Origin of the sequence: Gluconobacter sp. Gdi (assembly GCF_014132155.1) — a bacterium.
Lineage (GTDB): Bacteria > Pseudomonadota > Alphaproteobacteria > Acetobacterales > Acetobacteraceae > Gluconobacter.
The window spans coordinates 72208-92142 of record NZ_BLJQ01000002.1; the positions used below are offsets into that span (position 1 = coordinate 72208).

General features: G+C 55.0%; 18 protein-coding genes. 9 read left to right on the forward strand and 9 right to left on the reverse strand.

Features of this window, described 5'->3' with window-relative positions:
• Positions 1–31 precede the first annotated feature (31 nt).
• Together JN414_RS04255 and JN414_RS04260 are read right to left on the reverse strand one after the other, a co-directional pair.
• Positions 32–502, reverse strand: coding sequence for a hypothetical protein (locus tag JN414_RS04255; RefSeq protein WP_202207286.1), 471 nt, complete (start codon positions 500–502; stop codon positions 32–34).
• 104 nt (positions 503–606) lie between these two features.
• Positions 607–1671 carry a transporter gene (locus JN414_RS04260; RefSeq protein ID WP_046900389.1) on the reverse strand — a complete coding sequence of 355 codons (1065 nt, stop codon included), beginning with the start codon at positions 1669–1671 and terminating at the stop codon, positions 607–609.
• 195 nt (positions 1672–1866) lie between these two features.
• On the opposite strand from JN414_RS04260, the gene JN414_RS04265 reads away from it, so the two are divergent.
• The 3 genes from JN414_RS04265 (at position 1867) to JN414_RS04275 (ending at position 4079) form a co-directional block, all read left to right on the forward strand.
• Positions 1867–2220 carry a hypothetical protein gene (locus JN414_RS04265; RefSeq protein WP_202206856.1) on the forward strand — a complete coding sequence of 118 codons (354 nt, stop codon included), beginning with the start codon at positions 1867–1869 and terminating at the stop codon, positions 2218–2220.
• A gap of 90 nt (positions 2221–2310) precedes the next feature.
• Positions 2311–3606, forward strand: coding sequence for an adenosylhomocysteinase (gene ahcY / locus JN414_RS04270; RefSeq protein WP_202206857.1), 1296 nt, complete (start codon positions 2311–2313; stop codon positions 3604–3606).
• A gap of 71 nt (positions 3607–3677) precedes the next feature.
• Positions 3678–4079: a DUF3597 domain-containing protein gene (locus JN414_RS04275; RefSeq protein ID WP_086634721.1), complete on the forward strand. Its 402-nt coding sequence runs from the start codon at positions 3678–3680 to the stop codon at positions 4077–4079.
• Positions 4080–4135: 56 nt separating this feature from the next.
• Here JN414_RS04275 and JN414_RS04280 read toward each other — a convergent pair whose 3' ends face one another.
• The 6 genes from JN414_RS04280 to sucB all read right to left on the reverse strand — a co-directional run bounded on the left by JN414_RS04280 (position 4136) and on the right by sucB (position 9911).
• Positions 4136–5329, reverse strand: a complete 1194-nt coding sequence (locus tag JN414_RS04280) for a histidine-type phosphatase (RefSeq protein WP_202206858.1) — start codon at positions 5327–5329, stop codon at positions 4136–4138.
• Complete coding sequence (locus tag JN414_RS16780) at positions 5326–6753, reverse strand: TonB-dependent receptor (protein ID WP_308469039.1); 1428 nt, start codon at positions 6751–6753, stop codon at positions 5326–5328. The genes JN414_RS04280 and JN414_RS16780 overlap by 4 nt, the downstream gene beginning before the upstream one ends.
• A gap of 9 nt (positions 6754–6762) precedes the next feature.
• Positions 6763–7413, reverse strand: a complete 651-nt coding sequence (locus tag JN414_RS16785; RefSeq protein WP_237389925.1) for a TonB-dependent receptor plug domain-containing protein — start codon at positions 7411–7413, stop codon at positions 6763–6765.
• Positions 7328–7573, reverse strand: a complete 246-nt coding sequence (locus tag JN414_RS16790; protein WP_237389933.1) for a hypothetical protein — start codon at positions 7571–7573, stop codon at positions 7328–7330. The genes JN414_RS16785 and JN414_RS16790 overlap by 86 nt, the downstream gene beginning before the upstream one ends.
• Before the next feature lie 149 nt (positions 7574–7722).
• A complete protein-coding gene (locus JN414_RS04290; RefSeq protein ID WP_202206859.1) occupies positions 7723–8700 on the reverse strand; it encodes a L,D-transpeptidase in 978 nt (325 codons plus the stop codon).
• A 110-nt stretch (positions 8701–8810) separates the two neighbouring features.
• Positions 8811–9911, reverse strand: a complete 1101-nt coding sequence (gene sucB / locus JN414_RS04295; RefSeq protein ID WP_202206860.1) for a dihydrolipoyllysine-residue succinyltransferase — start codon at positions 9909–9911, stop codon at positions 8811–8813.
• A 174-nt stretch (positions 9912–10085) separates the two neighbouring features.
• Here sucB and JN414_RS04300 point away from each other — a divergent pair, with 174 nt between their 5' ends.
• The 3 genes from JN414_RS04300 to rho all read left to right on the forward strand — a co-directional run bounded on the left by JN414_RS04300 (position 10086) and on the right by rho (position 13818).
• A complete protein-coding gene (locus JN414_RS04300; protein WP_237389867.1) occupies positions 10086–10718 on the forward strand; it encodes a gluconate 2-dehydrogenase subunit 3 family protein in 633 nt (210 codons plus the stop codon).
• Positions 10719–10732: 14 nt separating this feature from the next.
• Positions 10733–12262: a GMC family oxidoreductase gene (locus JN414_RS04305; protein ID WP_202206862.1), complete on the forward strand. Its 1530-nt coding sequence runs from the start codon at positions 10733–10735 to the stop codon at positions 12260–12262.
• Between the two features lie 254 nt (positions 12263–12516).
• Positions 12517–13818: a transcription termination factor Rho gene (gene rho, locus JN414_RS04310; protein WP_046900397.1), complete on the forward strand. Its 1302-nt coding sequence runs from the start codon at positions 12517–12519 to the stop codon at positions 13816–13818.
• A 60-nt stretch (positions 13819–13878) separates the two neighbouring features.
• Here the strand turns inward: rho and JN414_RS04315 are convergent, their stop codons facing one another.
• The gene (locus JN414_RS04315) at positions 13879–14364 is read right to left on the reverse strand and encodes a methylated-DNA--[protein]-cysteine S-methyltransferase (protein WP_202206863.1); all 486 of its coding nucleotides are present in this window, start codon (positions 14362–14364) and stop codon (positions 13879–13881) included.
• Between the two features lie 423 nt (positions 14365–14787).
• On the opposite strand from JN414_RS04315, the gene JN414_RS04320 reads away from it, so the two are divergent.
• The 3 genes from JN414_RS04320 to mnmE all read left to right on the forward strand — a co-directional run bounded on the left by JN414_RS04320 (position 14788) and on the right by mnmE (position 19932).
• Entirely contained in the window at positions 14788–17052 is a 2265-nt protein-coding gene (locus JN414_RS04320) for a PQQ-dependent dehydrogenase, methanol/ethanol family (protein ID WP_202206864.1), read from the forward strand.
• A gap of 34 nt (positions 17053–17086) precedes the next feature.
• Positions 17087–18523: a c-type cytochrome gene (locus JN414_RS04325; protein ID WP_202206865.1), complete on the forward strand. Its 1437-nt coding sequence runs from the start codon at positions 17087–17089 to the stop codon at positions 18521–18523.
• Positions 18524–18636: 113 nt separating this feature from the next.
• On the forward strand, positions 18637–19932 hold the full coding sequence (gene mnmE / locus JN414_RS04330) for a tRNA uridine-5-carboxymethylaminomethyl(34) synthesis GTPase MnmE (protein ID WP_202206866.1): 1296 nt from the start codon (positions 18637–18639) through the stop codon (positions 19930–19932).
• Positions 19933–19935: the final 3 nt, after the last annotated feature.

A 19935-nucleotide genomic window follows, 5' to 3' on the forward strand; every position in this document is an offset into this window, starting at 1 on the left:
CCGAAATCACCACCAACAGACCGCTACAGATTTAGTCCGAGGGTAGAATCTTTATATCTTCGACCCCGCCGATAAAAACCTGCGTCTGATAATAAATGCTACCAACGGTGCCATCTGCCTTGAGCCGTCCGACAGGGACTTTTTTGGCCAGACCTGAGGCCCGAACCCGACGGTGCATGAAATACTGCTCTGCCGTCTGGGACGTCCCCTGTAGCAAGTCGTTTGCCGTGCTTTCGTGAATGGCGATGATGAGCGTCGTTGGATCCCGATAATTATCGGCAGAATCTAGATAGACCATATTGTCTTGTCGGCCGACGCGCTGGACAGTCATCTCAAATGTGCCAACAACACCCGTCGGGTCTGCCGCTGCCGCCGCAATAGCCGTTTTGGGTGTGTACACATCCGGTGAACACGCAGCCAGACTGACACCCAAGACGCCAAGAGCAATGGTCTTTTGAAAACGCGCTATCACTGTCCAGTCCCCATCATCAAGCACAGCCAAAATAACTGTATCTTTTCGTAACAGATACACAGACTAACCGCTTAAGCGACAAGGCCAAGACCTTATCCCGCGAAATTTCCAAGAATTTTAACGCTGCGAAGCCTTCAGAGAAGACGTGCGAATTTCATGAACAAAAACGTCACACTCATAAAAACGAAGCAGACAAAACCGGCCTCAACAGTTCCCCACGCTCCCTGAGCCAGAAACATTCCCCCGGTATTCATTCCGAAAAAACCCGTCACGAACGTAGCGGGAAGCATCAATGTCGTTCCCACGGAAACGATATAGAGCCGTCGGTTGGTTTCTTCCGCCTGATTAGAGCCCAGTTCGTCCTGCAATGACCGGGCACGATCCTGAAGCGCGATAAGATCGTCCAGAGCAGCGTGAACCTGACGTTCCGCACGATCCCGCAGTTCATCTTCCGCCCAGTCTGGGAGATCCAGATCTTCGTCTTTCAGAACGCGATCAATTGGCGTCACAACACGACGCAGCTCCGTCGCCCGACGCCGCACCTTACCAACAATACCGCCCAGATGACCAAGATCAGAACGATGCTCGATCAGTAGAAGAGCATCTTCCGCACGATCCAGATCATCATCAAGCTGGCCAAGCTGGCGCCTGACTGTTCCCGTGAACTCGCGCAGAGCACGGTCAATGATTCCTGCAGGCGTCGGCGGAATATGGTCGGCTTTCAAAGACCGGTAAGCAGCGCCAAGAACCGGGATCGGATTACGCCGGGTTGTAATCAGGAGATCCGGCCGCATCGCAAAGCGCCATGCACAAATCTCCCTGTCATCTTCCGACAAGGCATCATCAAAAGCTGGCAGTGCGCCCCAGATCAGGTCATCCGCTGCTTCAAGCGCAATCCCATATTCCGTTTCTGCCAGCATCCCGCACACGTCTTCAGGCAGATCTGGCAGATGTGCGACGAACGACCGTGCTGAGCTGTGGACCGTATCAAAGTGAAGCCAGAACCAGCCCTGAGACGTCAGCTCATGGCCGGGCGTCAGAAGATCTTCAACTTCTTCCTGCCCCAGAGGTCGCAGGTCTTGTCCAGGCACAGCATGGACAGCCCATACCAGCCCATTCGCAAACGCAGGCTTCCCCGTCTCCTGATATGCAGGATCGATCACCGTGAAAGGAAAATTGTAGGTGGAGTTCTCTGACACGGCATCCTCCTGTTCTTCAGGGGGTATTCTGGACCTTCGTCGGCACTGAGCAACACGACAGAAGGTGATCTGCCGTTCTCTGACATGGCCGCACAGCAGACGCAATATGCTCTTTATGGCAACTGTTACGCTGGCCGGGAGTTAACAGATTATTCCTGGAAGAGCCAGCTCTTCACCATCAAAGGAAATATCATCATGACTTTTCGCCTCAAAGCTTCCCTGCTTGCCACTGCTGTTCTGATGGCCGCTCCTGCCGTGTCCTCAACAGCATTCGCACAGGCCATCAGCAGCCCAAGTAACGACCAGACGCAAACGGCCAACACCGCAGCGCAGAAGGCCCAGAACTCTACCATCGATCAGCCGTCCAATCATCTGCCAACCAATCCCAACACGATTGAAGAGCAACCGGATCAGCCCGCGCCCAAGGCTCCCCATGCCATGTCGGACACCACCAAGCAGGGCAAGACGGAATACAAGCACCACCTGAAGCGGACACATCAGCCGCACCTGACGGTAAAAACCAAGCCTGACACCACACAGCCGAACTGACACAGGTCAGGTGCGACGGAGCCACACTTTGCGTGGCTCCGCCAAATCTCTATACCTGCTGCCATCAAAGACGGGCAGTAAGGGCCAATCATGACCACGCAGGACTACAAGGTACACGACATCTCCCTGGCAGACTGGGGCCGTAAGGAAATTTCCATCGCTGAAGGCGAAATGCCCGGCCTGATGGCACTTCGCGAAGAGTACAAGGACTCCCAGCCGCTTAAGGGCGCCCGCATCGCTGGCTGCCTGCACATGACCATCCAGACCGCCGTTCTGATTGAGACGCTGACGGCCCTTGGTGCCACGGTCCGCTGGTCGTCCTGCAACATCTTCTCCACGCAGGATCACGCCGCAGCGGCCATCGCCGCCGCTGGTATTCCGGTTTTCGCCTGGAAGGGCCTGACGGAAGAAGAATTCAACTGGTGCATTGAACAGACCATCACGGGTCCGGACGGCTGGACGCCGAACATGATCCTCGATGACGGCGGCGACCTCACGGTCATGATGCACGACAAGTTCCCGGAACTCCTGAAGGACGTTCGCGGTCTTTCTGAAGAAACGACGACGGGCGTGCATCGCCTCTGGCAGATGGCCAAGGCTGGCACGCTGAAGGTTCCGGCCATCAACGTGAACGACAGCGTCACCAAGTCCAAGTTCGACAACCTGTATGGCTGCCGTGAGAGCCTCGTGGACGCGATCCGTCGCGGCACAGACGTCATGATGGCTGGCAAGGTTGCCGTAGTTGCCGGTTATGGCGACGTGGGCAAGGGTTCCGCTGCTTCCCTGCGCAACGCAGGCTGCCGCGTTCTCGTGACCGAAGTCGACCCGATCTGCGCCCTGCAGGCCGCCATGGAAGGCTATGAAGTCGTCACCATGGAAAACGCAGCTCCGCGCGGCGACATTTTCGTCACCTGCACGGGCAATGTGGACATCATTACGATCGACCACATGCGCGAAATGAAGGACCGTGCGATCGTCTGCAACATCGGTCACTTCGATAGCGAAATCCAGGTTGAAGCCCTGCGCAACTATCGCTGGAACAACATCAAGCCGCAGGTTGACGAAGTCGAGCTGGCCGAAGGCCGCCGCATCATCCTGCTCTCCGAAGGCCGTCTCGTGAACCTTGGCAACGCCACAGGTCACCCGTCCTTCGTGATGTCCGCTTCCTTCACCAACCAGACGCTGGCCCAGATCGAACTCTGGACCGCCAAGCCGGGCCAGTACGAGGTGAAGGTTTACACTCTGCCAAAGGCTCTGGACGAAAAGGTTGCTGCCCTGCACCTCGCAAAGGTCGGCGCCGAGCTCTCCAAGATGTCCACGAAGCAGGCTGACTACATTGGCGTTCCGGTTGCCGGTCCGTTCAAGCACGAAGAATATCGTTACTGAGCGGAACAGGTGACACGGGGTAGGCGTTGTCTACCCCGACACTGTTTTTCAAACCGTCAGGAGAATTTCCTATGGGTCTTTTCAGCTCGATCATGTCCAAGATTTTCGGACATGCAGAAGCAGCCACGCCGACAACTTCCGGCACGGCTGATGCACAGGCTTCCGCTGGCGCTCCGGCTGCCGCAGCCCCAGCGACACCTGCAACTCCAGCTGCACCAGTAGATGTGGATGCCGTTCTTTCGGATCTGGCATCCAAGGCTGGCCAGCCGCTGAACTACAAGACCTCGATTGTGGATCTTCTGAAGCTGCTCGGCCTCGACAGTTCCCTGGAATCACGCAAGCAGCTTGCAGGCGAACTGCACTACACGGGCAGCACGGATGACTCAGCAACGATGAACGTCTGGCTCATCAAGCAGGTCTATGCCGAGCTGGCCAAGAACGGTGGTAAGGTTCCTGAAGGCTGGGCTCACTAAGCCTTTCCAACAGGATCAGTTACGAAAAAGCCCGGATGTTCTCATCCGGGCTTTTTTTATTTTTCACTGCGTAGAAAAAAAATGGGCCGCGAAGGGGACAGTGTTAAGGCAGACGTCTCGATATCAGGCGCCCTCCCCTGACGCAGCTCTGCCAGAGACTGGTGGAAAACCCTGATCCTGACATCCCGTGAGCCATCTGCGTGACGCCAGCGTTCGAACGCCAGAACGGTATTCGGGGCCGTAGAATCCGGTTGATCGGGAAAAGACCAGTCCAGCCCGAACAGGGCCATCATGGCAGCCAGATTGGTATCGTGGCCGGCCAGAACAAGCACCTTCGTGGAAGGCGATATCCCGGGGATAGACCGAACCGGGCGATCAGACAAAAACGCACGAATACTTTCCGCCATCACCCCGTTTCTGGCGCGGGCATATTCGGGCAGACGCCTCAGAAGATGATTTTCTGCCTCATGCGCGGGCATAACAGCTTCCAGAACGTGCGGCGCATCTTTGTCAGCCACCTCGAAGTCAGCCAGAGACAAACCTTCTGCATAAGTCAGCAACAGACTTTCTGCGGCCATGCCTGCCGTTACGAAGCCACCCTGAAGATTTGGTGCTCCTTTTTTCCACTCATTCTTCGTTGCACCTAAAAAGCATTGCGGCGACGAATTACTCTCCGAGCATGCTTCCGGCGCCATGAGCGACTGAACGGCTTTCAGAGCGTTATGAGAGGCCGGTTCGGGCAATGTCTTCGTGGCGGCTGCAAATTCTTGCTCCAAAACTCCACGATCAATCTTGCCTGCCTGAGTGCCAAGCGCATTAAAAACCGGATCGACACCTGTCGTCGCCCAATGGGCCTTTATGGCGCATCCTGGGGCTATTTCTTTGGCCCAGACGTCCCCCGTCTGTCGCGTCCGATGATCAGCCGTATCAGCCCAGACAACAGTCTCCTGCTCCAGGATCTGACACGTCTCGGCGCCCTGAAACAGAGCGCTTGCGCTATAGTTTCTCTGAACAGCCTGCACCATCGCTGCCAACGCTGCGGCACCGTGCTGTGTCATTTCTCCAGGCGCTACAGACCATGTCTGCCAGGTATGACCCGTCCGATGCTGCATTTCCTGCGGCGAGAGCGTCGGACTGCGGATCCCGTGTCGGCCGAGAAAAACGACTTTTTCGAGAACGTCTGGCTGCGCCTGAGAGGCACAGCCCCCCAAGGCGAACAGAAGAGCAAGCGAAGACAGTCTCCGCATCATGGCATCGTTGCCGTCATGTTGAAGAACACGCTCCGGCCAGCAATACGCCAGAACAGTGGGGCATCTCCATAAGACTGATTACCCGCAAAGTCGCTGATGGCGCGGTTGTCGAACAGATTGGCAATCTTGATGCTTGGGGTCACATTACTGAAAAATGAGCCAATATGATGAATACGCCAGCCCATGGCGAGATCCGCCGTCACAGTGCTTCCAATTTTGTACTGATTTTTGAAGACCGTATTATCTGCATCATCAGTCGTGCTGTCCAAGCCCCAATGCGTTCCGGCATATTTTCCCATAATCGAGAAATAGGGCCCATGTTCACTCTCATAGAGCAGCCCGAAAGACGCCAAAGCGTTTGGACTTTTAGCAACGCGAACATTGCTGTGCTTATATTTTGCGTCATTGACGCTGTAGTTCCCATAAAGGGAAAAACCGTAACCAATGACATATTGCCCTTCGAGTTCAATTCCTTGGTAAACTGCACCACCGCTATTCACATATGTCGATGTCGTACCGATATTGGGAACCTGAATCTGCGCCGAGGCAATATAATTCGAGAAATTGATGTAATATCCATCCAGAGAAAGCATCCAGTTGCGGCCATGATATACCGATCCCACCTGATAATTCATGGTGGTTTCAGGCTTTACATTTCCAACGGAACTAACCTGAAAAACAGACAGTGGTGGCGCGAGAAAGCCCCGTGCAACCTGAGCATAAGCACTCCAGTTTTTCATAATACGTTGATTAATTGCAATGGATGGTTGCCATGATCCATAGCTTTGCGTGTCTTTCAGTGGGAGCTTTGTCCCCTTATTAAGGCCTGCATCATAATCTCTTTTGAAAATGGAATATTTTACACCCGGCTTAATTGTCGCTCCTGCCCACGGATGAAAATTCAGCTCCAGATAAGGTTGAATTGTCGTGTTCAGGTCTGAAATATCATAGCTATATGCTGAACCATTTTTACCAAGAACCGGAACGGAATTCTGGCTCAGCTCAATGGCATACGTGTAGCGACGATCTTTTTGAACGTCAGCCCAAACTCCCAGAAGAATATCGCCGTAAGACGTATGCCCTTTCAGACGAAGGGTATCGCCATATGTCCGATACGCCGCATCTGCGTATTTTCCAGGAATATCGTTTTTATAGGTCGCCACCTTTTTTCCGGCGGCACTATAAAATGTCACACCGTTTGCTGCGGTATCACCCTGACTTGCGTCTGTGCTTTCAGAATAATCATGCTCAAAGCCACTGGTGTAAATCTGATTTTCTAATGTGAGCCAGGACAGAAGCTTTGTTTCAAGGGAGATATAATCAAAATCAGATGTATAAACGCTTGGCTGATACCCGTAATAACACTGCTTCGATGGGTCATTGCATAACCCGTAGTTCTTTCCATATTTTTTATAATCGTCCAGCGTGGCGCCCTAGGTCGTGTACTGCCATTCCTTGTTATACGTCGTTTCAATCGTAAGCGTTGTTTCTGGCGCCAGATCGATAACATCCTTGAACATCAGGTTGCTGCGACGCTCAGAAGAATTGGTCAGATAACCATTGGTTTCCTCGTGCTGCATATCGATAAAAGCACGGCCCATTCTGGTTTTGCCTGTATCGAACTCAATACCACCTGCGCGAGTATTGAAACTACCGCATGTCCCGTAAAGCGTTGTCCCCATCCGCGCCGCTGGATTTTTGGACGTAAATCCCATGGTTCCGCCGAACGTCGCATTTCCAATCGTTGACGCTGTGCCAGGCCCACGATCAATCTGCGCCTCCCCCAAAAAGTGAGAGATAAACAGTGAGGACGTCGTATGGCCCATATCGGAAGCGTTTCCGAAAGGAATGCCGTCGAATGTCATATTATATTGGCCGTCCTGAAAACCACGCAGACTCATGGTTTCAGCTTTTCCCATTCCCGGCCCATTCGGGTTCTGAGAAAATACGCTTGGCTGGAATTGAATAATATCATCAACGCTTGCGAGCGGAATAATATTATTTGCTAAAAAAACCCGACCGAATTTTTGATGTCGGCTGCGTAATGTCCAGTGAAACCGTTGCGGGAGCGATACATTCAGCATACCCAAGAACTGTGAGCTTTTCGACCTTCGGCTTTTCTTTGGAAGCATTCTTTTCGGTGTCAGCCTGCTTGAGCTCTGCCGCGTTGGTCGTTGAACCAAAAAATATCGCCGCAGCCATAACGCCTGCCTGCAGGACGAATTTTTTTCTGGTACTGATCATTGGAATTGTGCGCTCCCGTGGAATAGAGAACGCTCATTACTGTTACTACCCAGCGCTGAGAACAGTAATTACCAACCTGTAATATAAACTTCATACGAAGTACCAAAATCTGTCATAAACATGATGAAACATTTTGGTGTTGGAATGTATCAGGGTAGCGGTCGCTTGTCCGCGATGGGGTCAATCTTCGGCTCCGTCAATGGGCCGGAATCCACTACAACAACCAGATCTCCCGCGATCGGGGTCGCCTCCCGGTCCTTGGGCAGGAGTGCCGCAAAGCGTGGATCATAGCTGGCCGCCTGTTCGTAAAGCGCATCTATCAGACCATAATGATCCATGAAGCGGTTCATCGTCGCTGGAATTCGGATACACCCTTCAGACGCAGAGTGACCAAGTCTCCACTCGAGAAACTGTGGGTCCGTAGCGTGAATTTCCAGCCGGATCTGCCCGGTTTCATGTTTTGGGAGCCAGCCCTTCATTGCCGTCTGCCAGCCCATATCCCAAACACGAGATCCTTTGGCACCAATCCCGCGGATACCATATTTGTTTTTTGTGCCTTCAGCGCGATAGCCCAAGCGGTCGGCTGAATTTTGGAAAACGCCTGTCGGAGTAATGTAATAGTATTTCCGGCCTGTTGTTCCTGTTGAAACAGGAGTGCCTCCTAGGGAAACCCAAGGTTCGTCTGGTAATGCCAGAACAAAATCAAGATGCTGAATTCGCTCATTCCGATCCACAACCATAATCAGTTGAGGACGTGATACAGGCTGATTGGCCTTTGCAACTTCAGCCTGAGCAAGAGAAACAAAAGCGTCCCGACGGTCCTGCTTATACGTGGTGAATCCCTTCACCGTCTTCGCCATCATTTTTACAAGGCGTGCGGCTTCCTTATGAGCTTCCGTATTGCTGACAATAGGAAGAGGCGGAATCTGAACTGAAGGAACCACCGGCGTCGCATCTGTCACTGGATTATCAGCTGGCAGAGGAACAGATACATCTCCGTTTTCCGTCGGCGTAGCGGGGGTTGGGTCGGCATGTGCGCAGGCCGACAACAAAGGACCGCCACCGCATAATGCGGTTGTCACGACAAAAAGTCTGGCAGAGCGATACAATGTGGAAACAGGCCGCATGGACAGGATTACCCTCGGTTCATAATGGTTCAATGAACGCGGGGGATCGGCAGAACCGTCCAGCGTTCAGCGGGAGACGCCACGCCTTAACGCGCCATCTCCCCAAAAAGTCACAGGTCGAGCAAGAGGCGTCTTGGATCTTCAACAAGCTGCTTCACTCTAACAAGAAAACTGACTGCTTCCCGACCATCGACAATTCGATGATCGTAGGAAAGTGCGACATACATCATCGGCCTGACAACAATCTGACCATCCCGCACAACGGGTCGATCCTGAATGGCATGCATCCCCAGAATACCCGATTGCGGAGTATTCAGAATCGGCGTGGACAGAAGTGAGCCGAAAATGCCTCCGTTCGTTATGGAAAACGTTCCAGAAGAAAGCTCATCAAGCTTGAGAGACCCAACTCTCGCACGCTTTCCATAGTCGGCGATCCGACGCTCCAATTCGGCGAAGCTCATCTGATCGGCTTCATGCAGAACCGGGACAACAAGCCCCCGTTCCGTTCCAACGGCAATGCCCAGATTGACGAAATCGCGATAGACAATTTCATCGCCCTCGATCTGGGCATTAAGTGCCGGATAATCCTTCAACGCTCCAACAACAGCCCGGGCGAAAAATGACATAAAGCCCAACCGGGCACCGTCATGCTTTTTTTCAAACTCTTCACGATATTCTGCCCGCAGCGCTTTTGCCGCTGACATATCAATTTCATTGAACGTCGTGAGAATGGCAGCCGTATTCTGAGCCGCTTTCAGATTCCGTGCGATAGTCTGACGAAGGCGCGACATGGGAACACGACGCTCGCGACCATCATCTGCCCTTGGCGCTGAGGGAATTGGTGCTTTGGCCGGTGCAGCAACGGGTTCCGGCTTCGGAGCAGCAGCAGGCAAAGGTTCGGGGACAGGCGGCGTTGAAACCGGCTCAGGCTTTGCCACTTCAACAGGCGCAACGGGAGCGACAGCCGGCGCTTCAGCCGTTTCGTCCACTTCTCCCAGAAGACCCCCTATTTCCACCTCTGTGCCAACCGCGATGCAATTCTCCAGACGCCCGGCAGACGGGGCCGTCACCTCAACGCTGACCTTATCTGTCTCAAGTTCGAGAATGGTTTCATCGTGCTGAACATAGTCGCCAGACTGCTTCAGCCACCGCGCGACGATTGCGGTCGTCAGGCTTTCCCCTAGCGCCGGTACCCGGATTTCGACCGCCATCGTCACTCCTTACTTGCACAAACATCCCGATCAAGGGATGGATCTCTATAAAATTCCCGTTCCGTCGGACATACGACAGGATCACAAAAACAGGATAGTGCATCTTGCGGCCAAACGGGAGCCAGGAACTATCCCTATGCCGGGACTTTGAAAAGAAGAGCAAAGGACACCGTCATGCCCCTTCCCTCGGATTATCCCGAATTTATTGCATCCGATCATCTTTCTGGAAGAACGCGCGACATTCTCGTCACGCGCCTTGAGGACGACCTGTTACAGGCGCCACGCGTCCTTTCCCCAAAAGCCTTTGCGGTTCTTGAGGCCATCCTGCCGGTTCTGCTTCCTCAGGAAGATATTCTGGGAAACAGTCCCCTTAATCTGGCCGTCCGCATAGATACCGCTCTTGCCGGACCACGCGACGGCTGGCGGTTTGCCGAACTTCCTCCAGACGTCACAGCGTGGGAGCAGGCATTACTGACTCTGGATGATCTTGCCCAAGCTCAGCACAGCATGCCGTTTCCGGCGCTTAATGCTTCAGCGATTGGTCAGACGCTCGACGAACTCGCGGAAGGACGCCACGGCATAAGCGCGGCGAACCGCCTGACTCCTGAGCAGATGCAAAAATGGTCATTCGATCTCCGGGCAGACGCGATTGAATGCTTCCTTGCCGATGCTCGTGTTCAGGATGCACTGGGAATTTCCGCCAACCTCAACGGTGGGGATAATGTGTTCCAAGGGTTCCAGACTGTTGAGGCCAATGAGCGGGAATCCTTTGAACCCTCACCCAAAATTCCTTCAGCCAAACCGTGAGACAAGACCCTTCCATGAAGACCTATGCCGAAACAGAGATTCTGGACGTCATTGTCATTGGGAGTGGCGCAGGTGGCGCTCCTCTTGCCGCTCGTCTGGCCCAGGCCGGAAAGAGTGTCCTGGTCCTTGAAGCTGGCCCGAGCTTTTCACCCTCCCGTTATACATCAGACGAGATCGAGGCGCGCGAAATCTACTGGCTGCATGAACGTCTGTCTGGTGGCCGCAATCCTCAACCTTTCGGTGGAAATAACAGTGGCACTGGCGTGGGCGGCTCCCTGCTACATTACGGCGCTTTTCTACCCCGCCCTCATGCTGGCGATTTTCGGCTTCATACTGAAACCGGCCGCAGTGTGGATTGGCCCTTTTCTTATGAAGAGCTCCTCCCTTACATCGAAGAGGTTGAAGCTTTCATTGGTGTCTCGGGGCCATCCAACTATCCGTGGGATCCTGCCCGGCGTTATGCTTATGCCCCCCCACCAGCCAATCCGGCTGCGATGAAGATGCGGGACGCCTGCGATGCCGTTGGCATTCGTCATGCTGATGGGCCAACGGCTCTCATTACGCGCGATTTCAATCAGCCTCATTTTGGAACTCGTAAAGCGTGTGCAAATTGCGGCGCATGTCATCAGGGCTGCCGCAACGGGGCCAAGTCAGGCGCAGACAATACGTGGCTTCCACTTGCTGTCGCGCATGGTGCTGAAATTCGCTCTGGATGCCACGTCCATACAATCGAGACCAATCAGGCTGGGCGCGTCACCGGTGTCGTCTACACTCGAAACGGTGAAAACGTCCGTCAACGCTGTGAGCGCCTTGTTCTGTCTGCTGGTGCTGTCGAAACGGCAAGACTGCTGCTTCACAACGAACTGGCAAACAGCTCCGGACAGGTCGGTGAAAACTACATGACCCATATCTCGACGCAGATCTGGGGAGAAATTGATGAGGAGGTACGCCCGAACCGGGGTTATCCGTCCCTCACAATCACAGAAGACATGATGCGCCCTAAAGATGCCGATTTTGCGGGGGGCTATCTTATTCAGTCTCTCGGAATGATGCCCATCACCTGGGCCTCCAATATTGCACGTGGGTCAAACCGTCGTGGAGCAGATCTCGTAAGAACATTGGCCGGGTACAACCGCAGTATCGGCATGGGGATTCATGGTGACTGCATGCCCAGCCCTGAAAACCGGGTTGTTCTGTCAGACGAAAAGGATGCCCTGGGTCTGCCAAAGCCACTCATTACCCACAGCTACGGCCCAAACGAACTGGCAATGCACGCTCATGCATCGCGTCTGTTAACGCGCATGTGGCAAGCCATCGGAGCCAAGGATCTACGTCTTCTTGATCGGGCAGCCCATATGATGGGAACGGCACGGATGGGGACGGAGTCTGGTTCAGCCGTCGTTACCCCATACGGCCAGAGTTTTGATATCGACAACCTCTGGATCAGCGATCATTCAACCTTTCCCAGTGCGACGGCCGCCAATCCGGCCCTGACCATTATGGCCCTGTCTTTGCGCACCGCAGATGCCATGTTGAAAAACTGATTTATATCAAAGTGACACCCCGAAGCGCACGAGGCTTGACACCCCTTTATGCGCTCCGGTAATTCGAGCGTGACTTCTTGGTGGCTATCAGCTGCCCGGTCTCCTTTCCTAACCGGATGATGCCCGTTTGCGATGCCCGGCCCTTTATGGGTGTCAGACATCCCGAACCACTGCTTCCGATCCAGTTCTTGCATCAAGCAGGCACATCCTCCCCCATTAAGGTCTGCCCAACGGGCACATAAGGCGCGCCTTTCATGCATCTCGCCGAACTCAAGAAAAAATCTCCGGCCGATCTGCTGGCTTATGCAGAGGAACTGGAGATCGAGAACGTCTCGTCCATGCGCAAGCAGGACATCATGTTTGCCATCCTCAAGACCCTTGCCGAGCGCGATCAGGCGATCTACGGCGAAGGGACGCTGGAAATCCTGCCAGACGGTTTTGGATTCCTGCGCAGCCCGGAAGCAAATTACCTTCCCGGCCCTGACGACATCTACATTTCCCCGACCCAGGTTCGTCGCTTCGGCCTCCGCCCCGGCGATACCGTCGAAGGTCAGATCCGTGCACCGCGTGACGGCGAGCGTTACTTCGCTCTGCTCAAGGTCAACACCATCAACTTCGAAGACCCGGACGTTGTCCGGACGCGTATCAACTTTGACAATCTGACGCCGCTCTACCCTGAGCGCCGCCTGAAGATGGAAGTTGAGCAGTCCGAGCCAGCCGCCAGCGAGTCTTCTCCGCGTAGCAAGGGCAAAAAGGACCAGCGCGACTACACCCCGCGTGTAATCGATCTGGTAACGCCAATCGGCATGGGCCAGCGTGCCCTGATCGTTGCTCCGCCCCGCACGGGTAAGACCGTGATGCTCCAGAGCATCGCTGCGTCCATTTCAGCCAACCATCCTGAAGTCTTCCTGATCGTTCTTCTGATTGATGAGCGTCCGGAAGAAGTGACGGACATGGCGCGCTCGGTGCGTGGTGAAGTCGTGTCCTCCACCTTCGACGAACCGGCAACACGCCACGTTCAGGTGACGGAAATGGTTCTCGAAAAGGCCAAGCGCCTCGTCGAGCACAAGCGCGACGTGGTCATCCTGCTGGACTCCATTACGCGTCTTGCCCGCGCCTACAACACCGTCGTTCCTTCATCGGGTAAGGTGCTGACAGGTGGTGTGGACGCAAACGCCCTACAGCGCCCCAAGCGCTTCTTCGGTGCGGCCCGTAACATTGAAGAAGGTGGCTCACTCACCATCATCGCAACGGCCCTGATCGATACGGGCTCGCGCATGGACGAAGTGATCTTTGAAGAGTTCAAGGGCACCGGTAACGCCGAACTCATCCTGGATCGCAAGCTTGCAGACAAGCGTACCTTCCCGGCCATCGACATCACCAAGTCTGGCACACGTAAGGAAGAGCTTCTTGTTGAGCGCGGTGAGCTTTCCAAGATGTGGGTCCTGCGTCGCATCCTTGCCCCGATGGGCACGATGGATGCCATGGACTTCCTGCTGGACAAGCTCAAGTACAGCAAGTCCAATCAGGACTTCTTCGACGCGATGAACAACTGATCCTGTTGTTTGCATCACAAAAAAAGGGGAGCCATGGCTCCCCTTTTTTATTGGGCTTTCTCACTCACCCTTTTCGAGATTGAGGAGAATTCTCTTGTCTACAACACCATTCAGGCCCGAATAGCCTCCAAGCCCGTTTGTTCCCACAACACGATGACACGGGATCAGAACAGGGATCGGATTCGCGCCCATTGCTCCGCCTATGGACCGGGCTGATCCACCAGCCTGAGCCGCAATCTGGGCGTATGTTCGGGTCTCTCCGTAGGGGATTTCAAGGATTGCCTGCCAGACCTTCTGGCGATACGGCGTGCCATATGGAGAGAATGGCAGACTGGAAAAATCTACCTTTTCGCCATCGAAATACTGTTCGAGCAGATCCCGAACTTTTACGAGGAGCGGAGTCTGCTCCTGATCGCGTCCCCATCCCCAGTCGAGGGCGACAATACGCCCTTCGTCTTCACTGATGGTCAGGGCACCCAAGGGGGAATAACAGGATAGCTGTGGCATACAGTTAGGCTGCCCGATGCCTCGGAAAGCGTCAATCATGCTTCCCTAAAAGAGTCCCGGTAAAAAAAACGTATGCATGCCCTGCATATTCCGGGAGGCCGATATTCTCAAAAAACATATGGAACTATTTTCGTATCCTTTCCTGAAATACTCTGCAATCTGTTGGGAAATAGCCATTCGTGTGTCAAAAACGCGACAGGATGCCCCATATGCAGGTCATTAGTTTTTGAGAACAGTTCTCATCTACTTGTTTTCAGATTTTTGCCAGCATAACGATCACGGAAACGTCAGAAGCCCAGTTTTCTATAAACAATAAGATAAGGAGTAGTAAGTTCTCGTGATGCTGGTTTTCCAGGCAACTTGAAAAACTGATGATTCCTTACCTGTAAGGCATCTATCAGGACTTGAGCGGTCCGGAATGTCAGCAATAAGAACAGTCTTTGCAAAAAGGACAGTCGGATCATGGTCTCTGGTCTACTGACGCCGATCAACGTTACGAAGAAGCGCCTTCTAGGCTGCGCAGCCGCACTGGCATTCTGCGCAGCTTCCCCTCTTGCCCTCGCTGAGGACACCGGTACCGCCATCACCAACGCCGACCAGCATCCAGGAGACTGGATGAGCTATGGCCGGACCTATTCCGAGCAGCGCTACAGCCCGCTGGACCAGATCACAAAGGACAATGCCGGCAACCTGAAGCTTGCATGGCATTATGATCTGGATACCAATCGTGGGCAGGAAGGTACGCCGCTGATCGTCGATGGCGTCATGTATGCCACGACCAACTGGAGCAAAATGAAGGCTCTGGATGCAGCAACAGGCAAACTGCTCTGGTCCTACGATCCAAAAGTTCCCGGCAATATCGCTGACCGCGGCTGCTGCGATACGGTCAACCGTGGTGCGGCTTACTGGAACGGCAAGGTCTATTTTGGCACGTTCGACGGTCGTCTGATCGCTCTGGACGCCAAGACCGGCAAGCTGGTCTGGAGCGTTTACACGGTTCCAAAGGAAGCACAGCTCGGTCACCAGCGCTCTTACACGCTTGATGGCGCCCCGCGTATTGCCAAGGGCAAGGTCATCGTCGGCAACGGTGGTGCAGAGTTCGGCGCCCGTGGCTTCGTGACGGCGTATGACGCTGAAACGGGCAAGCTGAACTGGCGCTTCTTTACCGTTCCGAACCCCGACAACAAGCCGGACGGCGCCGCTTCTGACGATGTGCTGATGTCCAAGGCTTACCCGACATGGGGCAAGGGCGGCGCATGGAAGCAGCAGGGCGGCGGCGGTACCGTCTGGGACTCGCTGATCTATGACCCGGTCACAGATCTTGTCTATCTGGGCGTCGGTAACGGCTCGCCATGGAACTACAAGTTCCGTTCTGAAGGAAAAGGGAACAACCTCTTCCTTGGCAGCATCGTGGCCATCAATCCTGATACCGGCAAATACGTCTGGCATTTCCAGGAAACGCCGATGGACCAGTGGGATTATACCTCGGTTCAGCAGATCATGGCGCTCGACATGCCGATCAATGGCGAAATGCGCCATGTGCTTGTTCATGCGCCAAAGAACGGCTTTTTCTATATCCTCGATGCCAAGACCGGTAAGTTCATTTCCGGCAAGCCTTACACCTACGAGAACTGGGCCAATGGTCTGGACCCTGTAACGGGCCGTCCGAACTATAACCCCGACGCTCTGTGGACGCTGAACGGCAAGCCTTGGTATGGTATTCCGGGCGATCTGGGTGGTCATAACTTCGCTGCCATGGCTTACAGCCCGCAGACGAAGCTGGTTTACATCCCGGCCCAGCAGGTTCCGTTCGTCTATGACCCGCAGAAGGGTGGCTTCAAGGCTCACCACGACAGCTGGAATCTTGGTCTGGACATGAACAAGATCGGCCTGCTGGACGACAACGATCCGCAGCATAAGGCTGACAAAGCCCAGTTCCTGAAAGATCTGAAGGGCTGGATCGTGGCTTGGGATCCGCAGAAGCAGCAGGCAGCGTTCACGGTTGACCACAAGGGTCCGTGGAATGGTGGCCTTCTCGCCACGGCTGGCGGCGTTCTGTTCCAGGGTCTCGCGACCGGTGAATTCCATGCCTACGACGCTACGACAGGCAAGGATCTGTTCAAGTTCCCAGCCCAGAGCGCCATCATTGCTCCTCCGGTGACCTATACGGCTCACGGCAAGCAGTATGTTGCGGTTGAAGTGGGTTGGGGCGGTATCTATCCGTTCTTCCTCGGTGGCGTAGCCCGGACCTCCGGCTGGACCGTCAACCACTCACGCATCATCGCCTTTGCTCTTGATGGCAACGATAAGCTGCCTGCCAAGAACGAGCTTGGATTTGTTCCGGTGAAGCCGCCTGAGAAGTGGGACGAAGCCAAGACCAAGGACGGTTACTTCCAGTTCCAGACCTATTGTGCAGCCTGCCACGGCGACAACAGCGTCTCTGGCGGCGTTCTGCCTGACCTGCGTTGGTCCGGTGCGATCCGCGGGCCTGAGAAGTTCTACAAGCTTGTCGGCAAGGGTGCTCTGACGGCCTACGGTATGGATCGTTTCGACACGTCCATGTCTCCGGCTGAAATCGAAGACATCCGCAACTTCATCGTAAAGCGCGCCAACGAGTCCTACGCAGACGAAGTCAAGGCCCGAGAGAATGAGGCAGGCGTCCCGAACGACGAATTCCTCAACGTCCCTCAGGGTTCGGTTGCGCCTGCAACGCCGGACCATCCGTGACGGGAAACCGTCACGCTGAAAGGAATGACGTGACATGCTCAAGGCATTAACTCGGGACAGACTGGTATCTGAGATGAAACAGGGATGGAAATTCGCGGCCGCAGTCGGCCTTATGGCAGTGTCTTTTGGCGCTGCCCAAGCCCAGGACGCTGATGACGCCCTGATTCAGCGCGGTGCCTACGTGGCCCGCCTGTCTGACTGCGTCGCCTGTCATACCGCACTACACGGCCAGCCTTATGCTGGTGGTCTGGAGATCAAGAGCCCGATTGGCACGATCTACTCCACCAACATTACGCCGGACCCAAAATACGGTATCGGCAGCTACACGCTGGAAGACTTCACGAAGGCGATCCGCAAAGGCATCCGTAAGGACGGCGCAACGGTCTATCCGGCCATGCCGTATCCTGAGTTCGCCCGCCTGTCCGATGACGACATCAAGGCCATGTATGCCTTCTTCATGCATGGCGTGAAGCCGGTCGCCCTTCAGAACAAGCAGCCGGACATCTCCTGGCCGATGAACATGCGCTGGCCGCTGGCCATCTGGCGCGCCATGTTCGTGCCAACCGTTACACCGGGTCTGGACAAGAGCATTTCCGATCCGGAAGTGGCTCGCGGCGAATATCTGGTGAACGGCCCGGGCCATTGCGGCGAGTGTCATACACCTCGTGGCATGGCCATGCAGGTCAAGGGTTACACGGCCAAGGACGGCAATGCTTACCTGTCCGGTGGTGCCCCGATCGACAACTGGATTGCACCAAGCCTGCGCAGCAACAGCGACACAGGTCTGGGCCGCTGGTCTGAAGACGATATTGCTGAATTCCTGAAGAGCGGCCGTATCGACCATTCCGCCGTCTTCGGTGGGATGGCTGACGTGGTGGCCTACAGCACGCAGCATTGGACTGATGACGATCTGCACGCCACAGCCAAGTACCTGAAAAGCATGCCTGCCGTGCCTGAAGGTAAAAACCTTGGTCAGGACGATGGCAAGGCAACAGCCCTGCTGGAAGCTGGCGGCAAGGGTGATGCGGGCGCAGAGGTTTATCTGCATAACTGCGCCATCTGCCATATGAATGACGGTACAGGCGTCAACCGTATGTTCCCGCCTCTGGCTGGCAATCCGGTTGTCATCACCGACAATGCAACGTCAATGGCCAACATTGTGACCTTCGGCGGCATTCTGCCTCCGACGAACACAGCACCATCTGCTGTTGCCATGCCGGGCTTCCGCGATCATCTGTCTGACCAGCAGATCGCTGATGCCGTCAACTTCATGCGCAAGAGCTGGGGCAACCAGGCTCCTGGCACGCTGTCTGCCGCAGACATCCGCAAGCTCCGTACAACAGGTGCTCCGGTTTCCACAGCAGGCTGGAACGTGTCATCCAGAGGCTGGATGGCTTACATGCCACAGCCTTACGGCGAAGGCTGGACCTTCTCCCCGCAGACGCATACGGGTGTGGACGAGGCTCAATAAGCCTCTTCTGACCCTATCGGTCTGACAGAAACGGGCGGTCCGGAAACGGACCGCCCGTTTTCTTTTGTGCAGGCCGATTTCACATGACGACGTCCTGCATTACATAAAGGGGCATGAACCCCTTTTCTTCCTCGGACCCTCAGGTCATTTTTGCTCTGGCCACAGGCGCAGGCCGCGCAGCGATCGCCATCGTGCGCGCCAGCGGACCGGGAAGCGCCTCTATTCTCCAAAGCCTGTGCGGGTCCTTGCCCGAACCTCGGCGTGCCAGCCTCCGGAGCCTTCGCCATCAGGACGAGGTGATGGATCATGCTGTGGTGCTCTGGCTGCCAGGGCCAAAATCGTACACCGGAGAAGATGGGTTCGAATTACACCTGCATGCAGGTCCAGCCGTTATTGCGTGTGTCGCTGACGCCCTGACGGATCTGGGCGCCCGTCCTGCAGAGCCGGGAGAATTCACAAAGCGCGCCGTGCAGAAGGGCCGACTGGATCTCCTGCAAGCAGAAGCCATCGCAGACCTTGTCGATTCCGAGACTGAAAGCCAGCGCAAACAGGCCCTGCAACAAGCCGATGGGGCGCTAAGTCGCCTTTATGATGGATGGGCTCAACGGTTAAGGCTTGTTCTGGCCCATCAGGAAGCTCTGATCGACTTTCCTGATGAAGACCTTCCCCCCGAGGTGGAACACACTCTTCTAGCCGAGATGTCCGCTCTACATGACGAGATGTCCGCTCATCTTCAGGACAACCGTGGAGAACTGATGCGACAGGGGCTGACGGTTGTGATCGCAGGTTCGCCAAACGTTGGAAAATCAAGCCTTCTCAATGCGTTATCCGGATATGACGCAGCTATTGTCACTCACCGCGCAGGAACAACACGGGATGCCATTGCGGTAGACTGGGTTCTGGATGGTGTTCGTCTTCGTCTGATCGACACCGCCGGGCTACGGGAAACTGAAGATGAAATTGAGGCGGAAGGTATTCGCCGGGCACTGTTTCACGTGAAACAGGCAGACGTTATTCTACACCTCATTGGGCCGGATGAAGCAGCCGATGCCTTGGCTTCCGATGAAATTGCAGTCCGAACAAAAATCGACATCGCACCAGCGCCCCCGAACATGCTAGGCATCAGCACCCAGACGGGTGAAGGTCTGTCAGAACTGCGAGCCTTCCTGACCCAACGGGTCTCAGCGATGACGGCCAATGCCGGAGCGCCGCCTTTGACCCGTGCGCGCCACCGTGCAGGCATTCAGGAAGCTGTTACACATCTGGATCTCGCCCGAGGTGCCATGTGGCCCGAGTTGCGCGGAGAAGAATTACGCCTGTCCATGCAGGCTCTGGGACGTCTGACAGGACGTGTTGATGTTGAATCCCTGCTCGATGCAATTTTCGGGCAGTTCTGTATCGGGAAGTAAGTT